At 29.9% G+C, this 14,284-nt stretch carries 14 protein-coding genes; 13 read left to right on the plus strand and 1 reads right to left on the minus strand.

All coding sequences use genetic code 11. The annotated features are described in order from the left end of the window. The 8 genes from FWJ34_RS06130 to FWJ34_RS06165 form a co-directional block, all read left to right on the plus strand. Positions 1-649: class I SAM-dependent methyltransferase (locus tag FWJ34_RS06130; protein ID WP_308254439.1), on the plus strand; the 649-nt coding region annotated here is incomplete at its 5' end. A gap of 39 nt (positions 650-688) precedes the next feature. After that, positions 689-943 (plus strand): acyl carrier protein, encoded by a 255-nt coding sequence (locus FWJ34_RS06135; RefSeq protein ID WP_308254440.1) that lies wholly within the window; start codon positions 689-691, stop codon positions 941-943. A 39-nt stretch (positions 944-982) separates the two neighbouring features. Beyond that, on the plus strand, positions 983-2,332 hold the full coding sequence (locus FWJ34_RS06140) for an NAD(P)/FAD-dependent oxidoreductase (RefSeq protein WP_308254441.1): 1,350 nt from the start codon (positions 983-985) through the stop codon (positions 2,330-2,332). A gap of 29 nt (positions 2,333-2,361) precedes the next feature. Continuing rightward, entirely contained in the window at positions 2,362-2,781 is a 420-nt protein-coding gene (locus tag FWJ34_RS06145) for a hypothetical protein (RefSeq protein WP_308254442.1), read from the plus strand. A gap of 198 nt (positions 2,782-2,979) precedes the next feature. Then, positions 2,980-3,258: a hypothetical protein gene (locus FWJ34_RS06150; protein ID WP_308254443.1), complete on the plus strand. Its 279-nt coding sequence runs from the start codon at positions 2,980-2,982 to the stop codon at positions 3,256-3,258. Between the two features lies 1 nt (position 3,259). Beyond that, positions 3,260-3,685: a hypothetical protein gene (locus FWJ34_RS06155; RefSeq protein WP_308254444.1), complete on the plus strand. Its 426-nt coding sequence runs from the start codon at positions 3,260-3,262 to the stop codon at positions 3,683-3,685. A 303-nt stretch (positions 3,686-3,988) separates the two neighbouring features. Further along, positions 3,989-5,305, plus strand: coding sequence for an NAD(P)/FAD-dependent oxidoreductase (locus tag FWJ34_RS06160; RefSeq protein ID WP_308254445.1), 1,317 nt, complete (start codon positions 3,989-3,991; stop codon positions 5,303-5,305). Between the two features lie 537 nt (positions 5,306-5,842). Then, the gene (locus FWJ34_RS06165; protein ID WP_308254446.1) at positions 5,843-6,880 is read left to right on the plus strand and encodes a hypothetical protein; all 1,038 of its coding nucleotides are present in this window, start codon (positions 5,843-5,845) and stop codon (positions 6,878-6,880) included. 12 nt (positions 6,881-6,892) lie between these two features. Here the strand turns inward: FWJ34_RS06165 and FWJ34_RS06170 are convergent, their stop codons facing one another. Continuing rightward, complete coding sequence (locus FWJ34_RS06170) at positions 6,893-7,174, minus strand: helix-turn-helix domain-containing protein (RefSeq protein WP_308254447.1); 282 nt, start codon at positions 7,172-7,174, stop codon at positions 6,893-6,895. A 76-nt stretch (positions 7,175-7,250) separates the two neighbouring features. On the opposite strand from FWJ34_RS06170, the gene FWJ34_RS06175 reads away from it, so the two are divergent. The 5 genes from FWJ34_RS06175 (at position 7,251) to FWJ34_RS06195 (ending at position 14,104) form a co-directional block, all read left to right on the plus strand. After that, a complete protein-coding gene (locus FWJ34_RS06175) occupies positions 7,251-9,476 on the plus strand; it encodes a sulfotransferase (RefSeq protein WP_308254448.1) in 2,226 nt (741 codons plus the stop codon). A gap of 62 nt (positions 9,477-9,538) precedes the next feature. Then, on the plus strand, positions 9,539-10,438 hold the full coding sequence (locus FWJ34_RS06180) for an aspartyl/asparaginyl beta-hydroxylase domain-containing protein (protein ID WP_308254449.1): 900 nt from the start codon (positions 9,539-9,541) through the stop codon (positions 10,436-10,438). A gap of 24 nt (positions 10,439-10,462) precedes the next feature. Beyond that, positions 10,463-11,224 carry a TylF/MycF/NovP-related O-methyltransferase gene (locus FWJ34_RS06185; RefSeq protein WP_308254450.1) on the plus strand — a complete coding sequence of 254 codons (762 nt, stop codon included), beginning with the start codon at positions 10,463-10,465 and terminating at the stop codon, positions 11,222-11,224. 11 nt (positions 11,225-11,235) lie between these two features. Continuing rightward, positions 11,236-12,339, plus strand: a complete 1,104-nt coding sequence (locus tag FWJ34_RS06190) for a glycosyltransferase family 4 protein (RefSeq protein WP_308254451.1) — start codon at positions 11,236-11,238, stop codon at positions 12,337-12,339. Next, on the plus strand, positions 12,332-14,104 hold the full coding sequence (locus tag FWJ34_RS06195) for an ATP-binding cassette domain-containing protein (RefSeq protein WP_308254452.1): 1,773 nt from the start codon (positions 12,332-12,334) through the stop codon (positions 14,102-14,104). The genes FWJ34_RS06190 and FWJ34_RS06195 overlap by 8 nt, the downstream gene beginning before the upstream one ends. Positions 14,105-14,284: the final 180 nt, after the last annotated feature.

Here is a 14,284-nt window from a genome sequence, read left to right on the forward strand (position 1 = left end):
TAAAACTAATGAATATAACAAAAAAAAGAAACGATGGCAAACTAAATGGTCAGAAGAAAATTATTCTCCTAAATGGCAAATTACCGGAAATAATATTAATTCAGAAATTAGTAAAGCAGTTGAAGAAAAATGGTTTAAACAGAATGGTAGAGTTCTTGATATTGGTTGTGGCAGTGGTGAAGTTTCCGCATATTTGGCAGAAAAAGGGTTCAATGTTTTGGGAATTGATTATGCTCAACAAGCAATTGAAAAAGCCAATTTGAAATGGAGTGAAATATCTTCTAATTTACAATTTAAAACTTTAGATATTTGCTATAATTCATCATCTGTTCCTGAATTTGATAATTTTATAGATAGAGGTTGTCTTCATGGAATTCCTCCTAGTTTTCATCAAAATTATGTCAATCATATGACCTCTTATGCTTTACCAAAAGCACATTTTCTTTTACTTTATAAACTATGTACAATTGATGAATTACCAATAATGGAAGATGAGCTAAAAAAACGGCAAAAAGATAAGGAAAATTATCTGAAAAATATTTTTCAGGATCAATGGAATATTGTGAATGTTAAATACACAAATATTGAGTTAAAACAAAACCAATATAATATGCCAACTTTAGCTATTTATTTAGAGTGTTGTAAATAATAAAAATATTATCAAATCATTGTTGTGTTTTTTAAAATAATGAATCAATTAAGCATCAAAGAGACAGTTAAAAACTATATCCAACAAGAATTTCTTTATGATAAACCCGAATTAGAATTAAACGATGATTCTCTTTTAATCGAAGAAGAAATTATCGATTCACTAGGGATTTTTGTCTTAATCAGTTTTTTAGATGAGCAATTTCAAGTTAAAGTCGAACCTCAAGAAGTTATTGCTGAAAATTTTGCAACCCTTGATGTGATTACATCTTTCGTTGAGAATAAATTAGCCTAAAAATTTAAGATTTTATCCATGAAATTAAATTTAAAAATTATGAATATTAATAATCCTCAATTTGAAGTTGGTATTATTGGCGGAGGACCTGCAGGTTCAACTTTAGCCTCTTATTTATCTCAAGCTAATATTAGTTGTGTAGTCTTTGAAAGAGAAATTTTCCCTCGTCCTCATGTGGGCGAATCTCTAGTTCCTGCTACTAATAGAGTATTTAAAGAGCTAAATTTCTTAGAAACAATGGAACAAGCTGGTTTTCCTCATAAATACGGGGCTGCTTGGACAGCATACAATAATAAAATTTATAGTCATAATTTTGAAGGGATGCCTCCAGATTATGCAGTAGATATTCGCTTTGATGAACAAAAAACCTCAGAAAGTATAAGTAATTATACTTATCATGTCGATCGAGGTAAATTTGATCAAATGCTTTTAGAACACGCTGAAAAACTAGGAGCAACTGTTTATCAAGGTGTTAGAGTCACTAATATACAATTTTCAGAAAATGAAAACCCTAAAATATTTACTTCTCAAGACGATAAAACTAGAGAAACATCTGTAAGATTAGTGGTTGATGCTAGTGGTCGTCGTACAATATTAGGGTCTCAATTAAACTTGAAAATCAAAGATCCTGTTTTTAATCAATTTGCCATTCATACTTGGTTTGAAGGATTCGATCGAGGTGAAACCGAACAAAAAGACTATACTTTTATCCATTTTCTACCCATTTCTAATAGTTGGATTTGGCAAATTCCGATTAGTGAAACTGTTACCAGTTTTGGAGTGGTGACACAAAAAGAACATTTTAGTAAAAAGAAACAAGAAAGAGAAGAATTTTTCTGGGATTGTGTCAAAACTCAACCAAAAATTTATGACAAGTTAAAACAAGCAAAACAGTTGAGAGCATTTAAAGAAGAATCTGACTATAGCTATGGGATGAAGCAGTTTTGTGGCGATGGTTGGATTTTAGTGGGAGATGCGGCGCGTTTTGTCGATCCCATTTTTTCTTCTGGTGTTAGTGTTGCTCTTAATAGTGCTAGATTTGCTAGTCATGATATTATTCGAGCTTTTCAAGAAGGGAATTTAGATCAAGGAAAATTTAGACGAAAGCATTTTGAACAATATGAAAGTATTTTGAAACGAGGAACTAAAAATTGGTATGAATTTATTTCACTTTATTATCGTTTAAATGTGCTTTTTACTAGATTTGTTTTTGATCCTCGTCATCGCTTAGATGTAATTAAATTATTATCTGGAGACGTTTATGATCAAGATGAACCTTCTGTTCTTCAGGAAATGAGAAAAATTGTCACCGAAATAGAACAAAATCCCAATCACTTGTTACATAAATTACTTGGTAATCTCACCGCTAATGCTTTTAATCCATCATAATAACTAAAAACGAAAATAGATGAAAAAGAATGAAAACACCACTTATGGGAGGAAAATCCACTATTAATATTTTAATTCAAGGAGATGATGTAGTAAATTCTTTAAGATTTTTACCTTCTAATCACCAGAACAATTTAACTTTCTTAGAGGAATTAATCACAGAAAAATATCAGGACAAATTTAAACTAAAAATACATTCACAAATAGGCGATCGTTCAGATATTTTACTACAAAAAATCAACAATTTTATTCATCCTAACTCCCCATCAAACAAAAGTGAAGTATCCTTAATCCCTCCCCTTGTTAAGGGTGATAAGAGAGGGATAAAAGAGGAGAATTTACAGACAATTTTTTGTGAGGAGCAACAACTAAAAGAATTAGACATTATTGTGTTTTCAATTTTGCCAGAAATTCAACAAACTGTTTATCAACACCGAGAAACAGGTTAATTAATTGCACCTCCAGAGGATTGGCAAGAAAAATGGCATCAAGGAAAAAAAGAACAGTTTATCAATGATTTTGAGTTAACACCATCTCTTACCCCTAATCAATCTCAGGAAAATTTTAGTCAAATTATTAAATATTTAAAAGAAAAAACAGAGGCTTATGTTATTTTTTATAATGCCTGTACAGTAGATCCAAATGAGATGATTTATAACTATTATGAGAAAAAAGAGTCTCTTTCACTAAAATTAACAAAATTAAATTTAGCGTTATTAAAGTTGTCTTCAGAAACAGGTATTTCTATTATTGATGTAGATCAAATATTGGCCGAATCAGGAGCAAATCAATATCTAGTTAAAATCCTAGAATATACTCCGCAAGGGTATCAATTAATTGCTATAGAATTTGTGCGAGTATTAGAAGATGTTGGTTTTTTTGAACATCGTCCTTTATTAGTTCAAATGGGTAACAGGGAGAAATAAAATGCTGTTTAAATTAACTTTGCCAATAATCAATAAAAAAATTGAAGGAGGAAGAATTATTTGTTGGTATAAAGAAGTAGGAGATTGGGTAGATTATGGAGATGAACTTTGTGAAATACAAATAGAAAAAAAGAAAAAACTTAATCGGAATAAAAGTCCAATAGATATTCTTTTTGGTTCATCTAATCAAGGCGATCGCTTTTCAAAATTTATTATTGCTGGTGAAAAACTCAAAATTTGTGTTTCTGATATTGGTTTTCTCCGATTAATTAATATTCCAGAAAAAAAAGAAGTTAATATCGGTGATTTATTAGCTATTTTAACTACTGAAAAAGATGAACTAATACCTGACAATATTAATTCTGTAAATTTAGATCAGTTAACTAATTTTCGAGTAGTAATCAATTTAGAGGATAGAGGTTATTAGAAATTAGAAAGAGTATTTGTCTGTTAGGTTGACACTCCATCGGGCTGTCTTCCACGAGGATTCTTTAGACGTGGTTTCAAACCCAAAAATTTTGATGAGTTAAGATATTTTGCTGAAGAATTATTCAAAAGGGGGTGCCAAAAGAAGATATTGTTATCCGCTTTCATTCTCCATTCATGCATGCGTCAGTTTACGCAATACGCTACAAAGTAGTTTTAGAATACTAAGTGGCAATAGAACTAAATATTTACTAAAATAAGGCAAAATTTATTAAAATTTAAAGCAATTTTCAAAAATATACCTATGATCATTCCTCAATCTTGTGACGTAGTTGTTATTGGTGGTGGACCTGCAGGTAGTATGTCAGCTACTTTTTTAAGTCAAAAAGGCTATCATGTAGTTTTATTAGAAAAACTAAAACATCCTCGCCCCCATATAGGAGAAAACTTAATTCCCCATTTTTGGAAATATACGGATTTAGCCCAAGTTAGTGAACAAATTGCCAATGAAGGTTTTGTACAAAAAGCAGGAGGCACCGTAATGTGGCAAGGAGTTATTCGACAAATGGCTTTCAAAGATTTTGGCTATTCTCGCCCTGCTTTTCATGTGGAAAGAGACAGATTTGATCATATACTCCTAGAAAATAGTAAAACTCAAGGGGCAGAAGTATTTGAACAAGTGGCGGTTTTAAATGTTGATTTACGAGGGGAAACAGAGCAACAAATTGTTACTTATCGTAATTTAAATGATAAAAGTATTGGCAATATTTCTTGTCGGTTTATTGTTGATGCTAGTGGGCAAAATGCTGTTATTGGCAAACAATTAGGCTTAAGGGTTGTGGATCAAGGTTTCCGTTATATGAGTCTTTGGGGCTATTTTAATAATGCCAAATATGTAGCGGAAGATGGACAGGTTTACCCCCATCAACATCTATTTCAACTTCGTCCAAATACTTTTATGACGTCTATTCCTGAAACAGGAGATGCCGGTTGGAGTTGGCATATTCCCTTAAGAGAAAATACCAGTGTGGGGTTAATTCTGCCCTTAGAATTTATGAAAACGGCAAAATCAGAATCAGAATCTTGGGAAAGTTATTATTTACGAAAATGTTATGAAATTCCTATTCTTAATCAACTCTTAGAAAATGCTGAATTTTGTCCAGGTAGTTTTGCTAAGATTCAAGATTATTCTTATCGCTCAACTCAGTTAGCAGGTAGTGGATTTTTCTTAATTGGGGATGCAGGGAGTTTTATTGATCCAATTTTTTCCATCGGAATGATTATGGGGATGTATGGGGCTTATATTTCTACTTGGGCAATTGATCGTTCTTTGAAAAAACCAAATTCTGTGAAAGAAAATCAAGTTCTGTTTAGCTCTCAATTACAAGGAAGATTAGAAACCAGTCGCTCTTTAGCGTTACCCAATTATCAATTAGGAGAAGTCGTTAGTCAAAAAGCGAAAATAACTGCTCAATTTGAACCTTCCTTAGAACAAGAATTAATGAATGTTGTTGCCCAAATCACAACTCGTTCAGATAATTTTTTAAGTTTGATGAATAAATCCACTGACAAAAAAATTAATTCTGATAAACTAAAAGTCTTAGAAAAAATTAGTTTTTAAGATAAATTTTAAACTAATATTGTTGATACTATATTCGCCTTGAAATTAAGTAGATCAACCTAAATAAAACAAAGTTTGTAGTTACCCCTTTAGGGGTATAGCATTCCTAAATAGGTTGTGGCATATTTAAAAGTAATAAAAAATTTTGTAATCCCTGTTTAATATCAAGTTTGTTTAAATACTTATAATAAACATTCCTGTTATATATGTTTTTACATATACGTTCGATCGCCAAGGGTGGCGCTGCGCGATCACCAAAGGTGGCCCTGCATGATCGTTGCACCTTTTAAGGCTTATGGATAAATGGCGTGCATCCATTACTACAAACTTGATTTATAACTGATTATCAGAACTTGACATAATAAGAGGCTTAAGCTTCTTGCTCCTAGGTTTTCTGGCTTATTTTGACACAAATCAAATAGGATGCTATATTTGTGATCAAGGCTTTAACCCTCACTATTTTACCTTTAATTAAGTCACACTATATTCTTCAAATAATGCCCAATTTCATCACACCCTAATTATAGAATAAAGCCAATGATCAAAGATATTTTAAGACCTGGATTAGAATTATGGCATTCAATAGCCGGAGAAAATACAGCAATTGAACGTCATTTAAAACAGCAATTTTATTTATTAGAAGATAAAATAATTCGATCACAGCGAAAAAAAAAAATAAATACTAACAATAAAATAGTTTCAGAATCTTCTTTAATCACAGATAATTATACTATTTTTTGGTCAGCAAAAGAAGCTGAAAGAAAAGAAAATAAAATCGGCATTTATGTTAATGAAGGCTGTGATCTTCTTGCTATTTTCGCTTGTATTCCCATGATTCAACCAACTTTGCAAGGTAGTTGTTGCATTTTTCAAGACAGAAAAATAGGCAAATTTCGCTCCGATATGCTCATAAATAATTATTTAAACAATTATTCACCAGAAATTTTAGAACTAGTAATAAACAGATTAGATCTTCCAGAAGACTCTTTTAAAACAACTTTATTCGAGCCATATTTTATAGTTGAAGGGATTAATGGAAAAGAAGAATTTGACAAAAATGTTATTATCTTAACGATCGGCAGAGACTATAAAAGAGCAATATATAAACATAAAGAACATGGTTTTTTAATAGATCCGGGTATTTGGTGGTTAAATCAATCGATGGATTCAGTATTAAAAGATTTACCTACTGCCCAATGGTTTAGAAAAAATTTTACCAGTATTGGGAAGATGACAGTAGCCGATTTTCAAGATAATTTTGGGCAATTAATTACATTACTAACAGAAAAAACTAATGCTCATATATTAGCGTTTAATTTACTAACTTTAAATCCGGGTGATACCACTCATAATTATCAATTTATCAAAAAATCAGAACGAATTAGGCGTTTAGAATTTAATTTAGCGTTAGCAGAACTTTCCTCTCAATTAAATTTTTCTATTGTAGATATGGATCACATTTTGAAAAAAAATGGAATAGCAGAAATGCCTGATTTTGTTCATTATCCTAACGAATTTTATCCTCTTATTGCCGAAGAAATTTTTGCTATTTTTAAAGAATTAGAAATTTTCTAATCTCAATTCTCTCTATACTAATTCAAACTTTAATCTTTTATTTAAAGTGGTGGCGGCCTTAGTAATAGTTTGTAGATTCATTGAAGGATTATCCGGATCTAACAATCTATCTAAACTAGCACGACTGGTTTTCATTCTCTTTGCCATAGCAGATTTAGATAAACCTTTTTGAATCATAGCTTGTTCAATTTGGTAGGTAATAACTCTTTTAATAGCTATAGCTTCTACTTCTGTTAATAAATTTTCAGACTCTAAAAACTCGTCAAAATTACTGCCAATATATTGATTATTCATAAACTAATATACTTGATTATTAATATAAATTACTTAATCTTTTTTGAGCAATTGTTAACTCTTTATTTATAAATAAATGGAATTAAATAATAATTCGCCGATTTTTGTGGTTGGAATGCCCCGCTCTGGGACAACCTTAATGACTGCAATGCTTTCCGCACACCCTAATATAGCAATTCCTGCGGAAACTCACTTTTTAAGATATTGGTATCAAAAATATTCTGATTTAGATTTAACTAATCAAGCTAATTTTCAACAATTTTGGCAAGATTTTACTCAAAATGAGCGGTTTTACCATCTCGGTATTGATACTCAACTTACTTTCCATCGCATTCTCAACCAGAAAAAGATTGACTGGAAAACGATTTTCACCAGTATTTTACAGCAATATGCGATTAGTATAAATAAAGTACGTTGGGGCGAAAAAACACCAGATCACTATCAATATGTAGAATTACTTTTAAACTGGTATCCTCAAGCCCGAATTATTTGGATGATTAGAGATCCTCGTGCAGTGACAGCATCATTATTAACTATGCCTTGGGCAAATAATTATGCAGATCAACATGCAAAAACATGGCAAAAAAATATACAACTTTTACAAAAATGGGAAAAAACAGAACGAATTATTAGTATTTATTATGAAGATTTAATCACAAAAACAGAATTAACTCTAAAAAAAATATGCCATTTTATTGCTGAAGAATATACACCACAAATGATTGAAGGTAGATCTCAAAAATCTAGTCCTTTAATTAATCGTCAAGGACAAGCCCTGATTAATAAATCTAAAGCTCTTAAACCTATTGATCTCAAAGCAATTAATAAATGGCAACAGCAACTTTTGGCTTCGGAAATTGAAATTATTGAGCATATTACTAAAGCTGAAATGAGACAACATAATTATCAAACTTTAACCAATAAATTGAGTCTTTTGACAAAATTAATATGGATTCAATTAATTATTAAAAAGCAAAAAGTTTTTATTAATTCATTAATTCATCAAAGATTAAAAAAAATTAAAAATTGGCAAATAACTACATATTTATTAAATATTATTGAACCTTTAATGAGTTTAAAAGCTAAAACAATTAGTTGCTTATTTGACAAGAGAATTGGGCAATCTTTTAATCATTGGCAAGATTATTTAAAAAAACAAAATATTGTAGGTTATGTGGGATTTGTTGGCTATCAAAACTTAGGAGATGAAGCCTTATATTTAGGCATTAAACAACTTTTTCCGAAGTTAAATATCTTAATTTATTATTCTCCCACCGAACCTGATTATCGTCTAAAATATAAATCTCCTCCTTTAGAAATGCTATTGTATCGAACATTAATCAAACGAGAAAATTTTTATAACTGCGTCTTTTTGGGGGGGGGCACACTAATTCATTGGCAAAGTTATCTTGATTGGTTTAAGACAGCGATTAAGGAAGGTAAACCCGCTATCGTATTTGGTACAGGAGTTGGAAATCCTAGATTTTGGCAACAACAACGCCCTGATATTAACTATGATCAATTAATGAAAGAATGGGTTGCGGTAATAAAAGATGCGAATTATGTTAGTGTTAGGGGCTTTCAATCCGCTCGAATTTTAGAAGAATATGGTTTAGCAAAACCTGAAGTAATTGGAGATCCGGCTTTATCTTTGTGTCATCCTAGATCACCTAATTTTAGTCGCCAGAAAATTATTGGTGTTAATTTAGGTAGTCATGGTTTTGTTAGGGGAAAACAAAGTTATATAAATGATGTAATCGCTTGTTTTATTCATCATCTTTTATTAGAGGATTGGCAAATCGAATTTTTACCTTTTCATTCTTATGATTTGCAATTGGTAGAAATTTTAATCAATGACTATCATTTGCAAAAAATCTCTATTTGGCGAGAATATCAGAATATAGCCAAAACTTTAGAACGAATTAAAACTTATGATCTTGTCATCGGGCAAAGGTTACATTCTGCTGTACTAAGTTGTGGTTGTAGTGTCCCTTCAATTTTGTTAAACTATCAACCCAAATGCTTTGATTTTATGGAATCTATTAATCAGGAACAGTTTTGTCTTAATACGGATAGTTTCAATTTAGAAAATTTACTATATTTATTCTCTCAGATTCAAGAAAACTATGAACAATATTGTAATCAAATAACTCTTAATTGTAATAAATATAGAACTTTGCAGAAAGAATCATCACAAAACATTATTAATTGTTTGGCAAATATAGCAATTCTATCAGCCGAAGGCGGGGGATTGTCTTTGAAGGAGGAAACACAAAGGAGGTTTCTCATGACTGATTCTTGATTGCTATATTTAGCTATAATTTCTTTTGAAAACAAATCAGAAAAACTGAAATTAACTAATTGATGATAGAAGCAAATACACTTTTAAATGAATTACTCAAAGGTAATCACCATAAAGGGGGCATCAAGTGTTTAAAGTTATTTAAGGTTAAAGAAAACTTTTTCACTAATTTGAGTAATGAAGTTATAGACTTAATTAAAACCAATCAACCTTCTAATGTTCAGTCTAAAGAACATATAAGTAATTGGTCAAATCCTTATGGAGATGTGATGCAATTTTCTTTACTTAATCATTCAGGAAAATTTGATGATACTTCAACAGATCATGATTTACAATTTGAAAGTAAGTCATTTCATTATCAGGATCAATATCCATATTTAGCTCAATTTACTAAAACTTTTCCTCATGCTTATAATATGAGAATTATGGGATTAGGGAAAAAAAGTGGTTTATCTCCCCATGAAGAACATATTGTTGTAAGACATCGTCAAGAAGGATCTAAAAATTATTACTCTCTGAGGGCAAGATTTCATTTACCAATTATTACTAATGAACAAGCTCAATTATTAATTGAAGATGAAATTTATCATTTTGCAGTAGGTAATATTTATTTTTTTAACAATGGTTGCATACACTCTGCTTATAATTTAGATTCACAGCCAAGATATCATTTAATTTGGGATATGCTTGTGACTGAAAGTACCTTTGAGTTGATGTTTTCTGATTCAACAAATTTAGTTGCTAACTTTCTCGAAAAAATGATTGGTGACAATAAAAAAATAGCACCTTTAAGAACTGAAAAAATCACCGAATATCAAGTTATGGGCAGAAGTAAAGAATTATATGATTTACTAAAACTTAATCTGTTAGGGATTAAACCTTATATGTTCAATAATTTATGGAATGAATGGGCATATTTTCAACATAACAAATTAGGAGAATTAGAGTTTTTTAAAATTTAATTATCTTAAAATTTAGTATCTATTATGAATGATTTAAACATAAAACAAGAATTAAATAAATATCCTCAAGATCCCTCCATGAGTATAGGGAATTGGCAAAATTTAGACAAATACGTTAATTTTAGTTCTCGTTCTCAAGTTTTAGATTTTTGTATGGCTTTATCGGCTCATATACCAGGAAATATCATTGAATTTGGTGTTGCTTATGGTGATTCGACAAGAGTAATTGCCAAGACTTTCCAAAAATATCATAGAAAATTTGTCGGTTATCCTTCTAAGAAAATTTTTGCTTGTGACTCTTTTGAAGGATTAAGAGAAAAGTTTGAAAATGCACAAATAGGTACTTTTGCCTGTGAACCCCCTAAAATTGCTGGTGTTAAAATTATCAAAGGTTATTTTGAAGATACTTTAACCCCAGAATTTGCCCAAGAAGTTAAATCCGTAAGTTTTGCTCATTTAGATGCCGATCTTTATTCTTCCACCTATTGCGCTTTATCTTGGCTAACTCCTTTATTACACACTGGTAGTTTATTGCTCTTTGATGAATTTTTAGGAGAAAATCAGTCAGAAAAACGAGCTTTTTTTGATTGGTTAGCCGAAACTGGTATTAAAACCGTTCTAATTGCTGAATTTGGTCGACAACCCAGTGGCTGGGGTGAAACAACTGATCGTCGTTTACTTTATCAAATTATTAAAGAAGATGAAAAAATCGTTGATAAACTTCCCCCTTTAAAAGAAAAATTGATTAAAAAATTAAGATATTATCGACAAAAAATAGGTATTTGAACAAATATAGCATGAACAAAGAAAAAGATAAATATCAATCCCGTCTTAGAGTTGTTTTTCTTTCAAATTGGCAACCTTATAATCCTTATCAGCAATTATTAGCTAAATCTTTAGTACAACAAGGATGTGAACTAGAAATTCATTATTGTGATTTAATTTTTCTACCTTTTTTCTTAAAATTTTGGCAAAAAACAATTTTACATATTCATACTATTCATCCTTTTATAATTAGTAAACATAAATTTTATCAACCTCTAAAAACTTTACTTTTTTTATTACAAATCTTAATTTTAAAAATTCTTAACATTAAAGTTGTTTGGACAGTTCATGAATGGCAAGATAAACTACTTGAGGGGAAATATTTTCTTAATCAAAATCAAATTTCTATTATTAATAATTTTATCGATGCAATAATAACTCATAGTCACTATTCTTATCAAGAAATTTCCCCATATTTTCATAATTTAGCTAGAAAAAATAAATTATTTACCATTAATCATGGTAATTATATTGATTTTTATTCTAATCAAATAAGTTCAGAAGAGGCTCGAAAAAGTTTAAATATTCCTTCAGAAAAATTAGTTTTTTTGCTTTTTGGCAGTATTTACTCTTATAAAGGATTTGTAGAAGCAATAGAAGTTTTTAAATTATTGCCTTCACAAAAGATATTTTTATTAATTGCAGGAAAACCAGTAGAAAGAGATATTGTTAACCAAATTAAATCTCATAGTAAGAATATTTCTAATATTTTATTTGTACCACAATTAATTGAAGATGATCAAGTCCAGATTTATTTTAATGTCGCCGATTGTGTTATACTTCCTTATCAAGTTTTTACTACCTCCGGAGTTGCCTTATTAGCAATGTCTTTTGCTAAGGCTTGTATTGCTCCTAAATTAGGACATTTTGCGGAAATTCTGAACAATTCAGGTGCTTTTTTGTATAATTTTAATGAAAGTAACGGACTACTAAAATCAATGAAATTAGCTTGTCAAAATCAAGATAAAATTTTAGCAATGGGTGAATATAACTTCCAAGTTGCTAAAGAATGGAATTGGAATTTAATTGCTCAACAAACAGTTAATATATATTTGAGTCTTTGGCAAAATGATTAAATATTTAGATAAATTTTTTTATATTATTAATATTAGAAAAAAACAACTAATTATTATTTTTTTTACAGTTAGTAGTGCTTCAGTATTAGAATCATTAGGAATTAGATTAATTTACCCTTTAGTTAGTCTTATTTCTCAAGAAAACTCTCTTAAAAAAATTCCTTGGTTAAATTGGTTATCTAAAACATTAGGCATTACTAATCAAAATTATCTAATTGCAGTTTGTGCCATACTTTTCACAATTATTTTCATTTTTAATTCTAGTTTATATTTAATATCTCAGAACTTTATCAATAGTTTTTATAACCATCAAAAAACTAGATTAGTTAGAAGATTAGTTAAAGGTTATTTACAATTGCCCTATACATTTTACTTTGAAAAAAATAGTGCTGATATTGTTAAAAATATAATTATTGAAGTTAATGGTTTTTGTCAACAGTGTATCTCCCCATTATTAAATGGTTCAACCAGTTTAATTACTATTATTGTTTTAGGTATTCTGTTAGCTAAAACCAATTTATTTTTATTTACGCTAATTTTAGTAGCGATTTTTCCTATGTTTATTTTTTGTTCTTATTTGTGGCAAAAAATGAGGAAATGGGGAAAAATACAATCCCAAGCACAAAGAGAAATTATTTTGACTATCAATCATATTTTAGGGAGTTTAAAAGAAACTCAAATAATTGGTTGTCAAGAATATTTTAAGGAAAAATTGGTAGAACCAACTCAGAGTTTAGAACAAGCAATGACTTTATCTCAAACTTATCAAATATTTCCCAAATTTTTATTAGAAGTATTTTTACTACTATCTGTTATTATTTTTATTTGTTTCTCCGTAATATTTAATAACCAAAATATTGTAGAACTTTACTCAACTTTAGGTGTTTTTGCCTTAGCATTTTTAAGAATATCTCCAGCTATTTCTAGTTTTATTTCAGCAATTAACTATTTACAAACCTCTCACTATGCCCTTGAAACTTTATATGCTGATTTATACCAAATAGATCAATTTAAAAATCAAAATTTTACGAATATTGCTCTAGACAGTGAAATTATACCTTTTGATAATGAAGTAAAAATCGAGCAAATAAATTATCGATATAAGAAAAATTCCCGATTAATTTTAGAGAATTTATCCCTAACAATCAAACCCGGAGAATTGATCGCCATAGTGGGTAAATCAGGCTCAGGAAAAACTACTTTAGTCGATATAATTTTAGGAATTTTGACACCAGAAATAGGAGACATTAAAGTTGACGGAATTTCTATTTACCAGAATTTACGAGCATGGCAAAATATTATTGGCTATGTTCCCCAAACTATCTTTTTGATTGATGATACCATTGAAAAAAATATCGCCTTTGGTGTTGAAGATGAGAGCATAAATATAGAGAGAGTCAATGAAGTTATTAAAATGGCTCAATTGACGGATTTAATTGAACAATTACCTCAAGGTATAAAAACCCTGGTGGGTGAAAGGGGGATTCTCTTGTCTGGAGGACAACGTCAACGAATAGGAATAGCTCGTGTACTCTATCATAATCGCAAAATTTTAGTTTTTGATGAGGCAACTTCCGCCCTAGATCAAGAAACGGAAAAAAATGTCAATGAGGCAATTCAATCTTTAATGGGTAAAGTAACCATGATTATTGTTGCTCATCGTTTAACCACTATAACCCATTGCGATCGCATTTATTTTTTAGATGCAGATAGCAAAAAACTTACAGAAACTAATTTTCTTTCTTTACAAAATATTGAGGGATAAAAGGTAGATAAAATAATAACAACTAAATAGAAAAAAGATTATGTTACCATTAGAGACTTCGATCGTTATTCCTACTTATTGTTGGGCAATTTTATTTAAAATATTGGTTAATTCTTTTTATTGCTCAATTAGCAAATTTACTAGGTTTTTATGAGGAAAAAATAGGACTTACACAACCCC

The sequence above is a fragment of the Geminocystis sp. GBBB08 genome, from assembly GCF_016743215.1.
Taxonomy (GTDB): Bacteria; Cyanobacteriota; Cyanobacteriia; order Cyanobacteriales; family Cyanobacteriaceae; genus Geminocystis.

Coding starts and splice junctions, on each gene's coding strand:
- FWJ34_RS06175 (WP_308254448.1), top strand. CDS start 7,251: ATGGAATTAAATAATAATTCGCCGATTTTTGTGGTTGGAATGCCCCGC.
- FWJ34_RS06150 (WP_308254443.1), top strand. CDS start 2,980: ATGATTTATAACTATTATGAGAAAAAAGAGTCTCTTTCACTAAAATTA.
- FWJ34_RS06165 (WP_308254446.1), top strand. CDS start 5,843: ATGATCAAAGATATTTTAAGACCTGGATTAGAATTATGGCATTCAATA.
- FWJ34_RS06145 (WP_308254442.1), top strand. CDS start 2,362: ATGAAAACACCACTTATGGGAGGAAAATCCACTATTAATATTTTAATT.
- FWJ34_RS06180 (WP_308254449.1), top strand. CDS start 9,539: ATGATAGAAGCAAATACACTTTTAAATGAATTACTCAAAGGTAATCAC.
- FWJ34_RS06135 (WP_308254440.1), top strand. CDS start 689: ATGAATCAATTAAGCATCAAAGAGACAGTTAAAAACTATATCCAACAA.
- FWJ34_RS06195 (WP_308254452.1), top strand. CDS start 12,332: ATGATTAAATATTTAGATAAATTTTTTTATATTATTAATATTAGAAAA.
- FWJ34_RS06185 (WP_308254450.1), top strand. CDS start 10,463: ATGAATGATTTAAACATAAAACAAGAATTAAATAAATATCCTCAAGAT.
- FWJ34_RS06160 (WP_308254445.1), top strand. CDS start 3,989: ATGATCATTCCTCAATCTTGTGACGTAGTTGTTATTGGTGGTGGACCT.
- FWJ34_RS06190 (WP_308254451.1), top strand. CDS start 11,236: ATGAACAAAGAAAAAGATAAATATCAATCCCGTCTTAGAGTTGTTTTT.
- FWJ34_RS06170 (WP_308254447.1), bottom strand. CDS start 7,174: ATGAATAATCAATATATTGGCAGTAATTTTGACGAGTTTTTAGAGTCT.
- FWJ34_RS06140 (WP_308254441.1), top strand. CDS start 983: ATGAATATTAATAATCCTCAATTTGAAGTTGGTATTATTGGCGGAGGA.
- FWJ34_RS06155 (WP_308254444.1), top strand. CDS start 3,260: ATGCTGTTTAAATTAACTTTGCCAATAATCAATAAAAAAATTGAAGGA.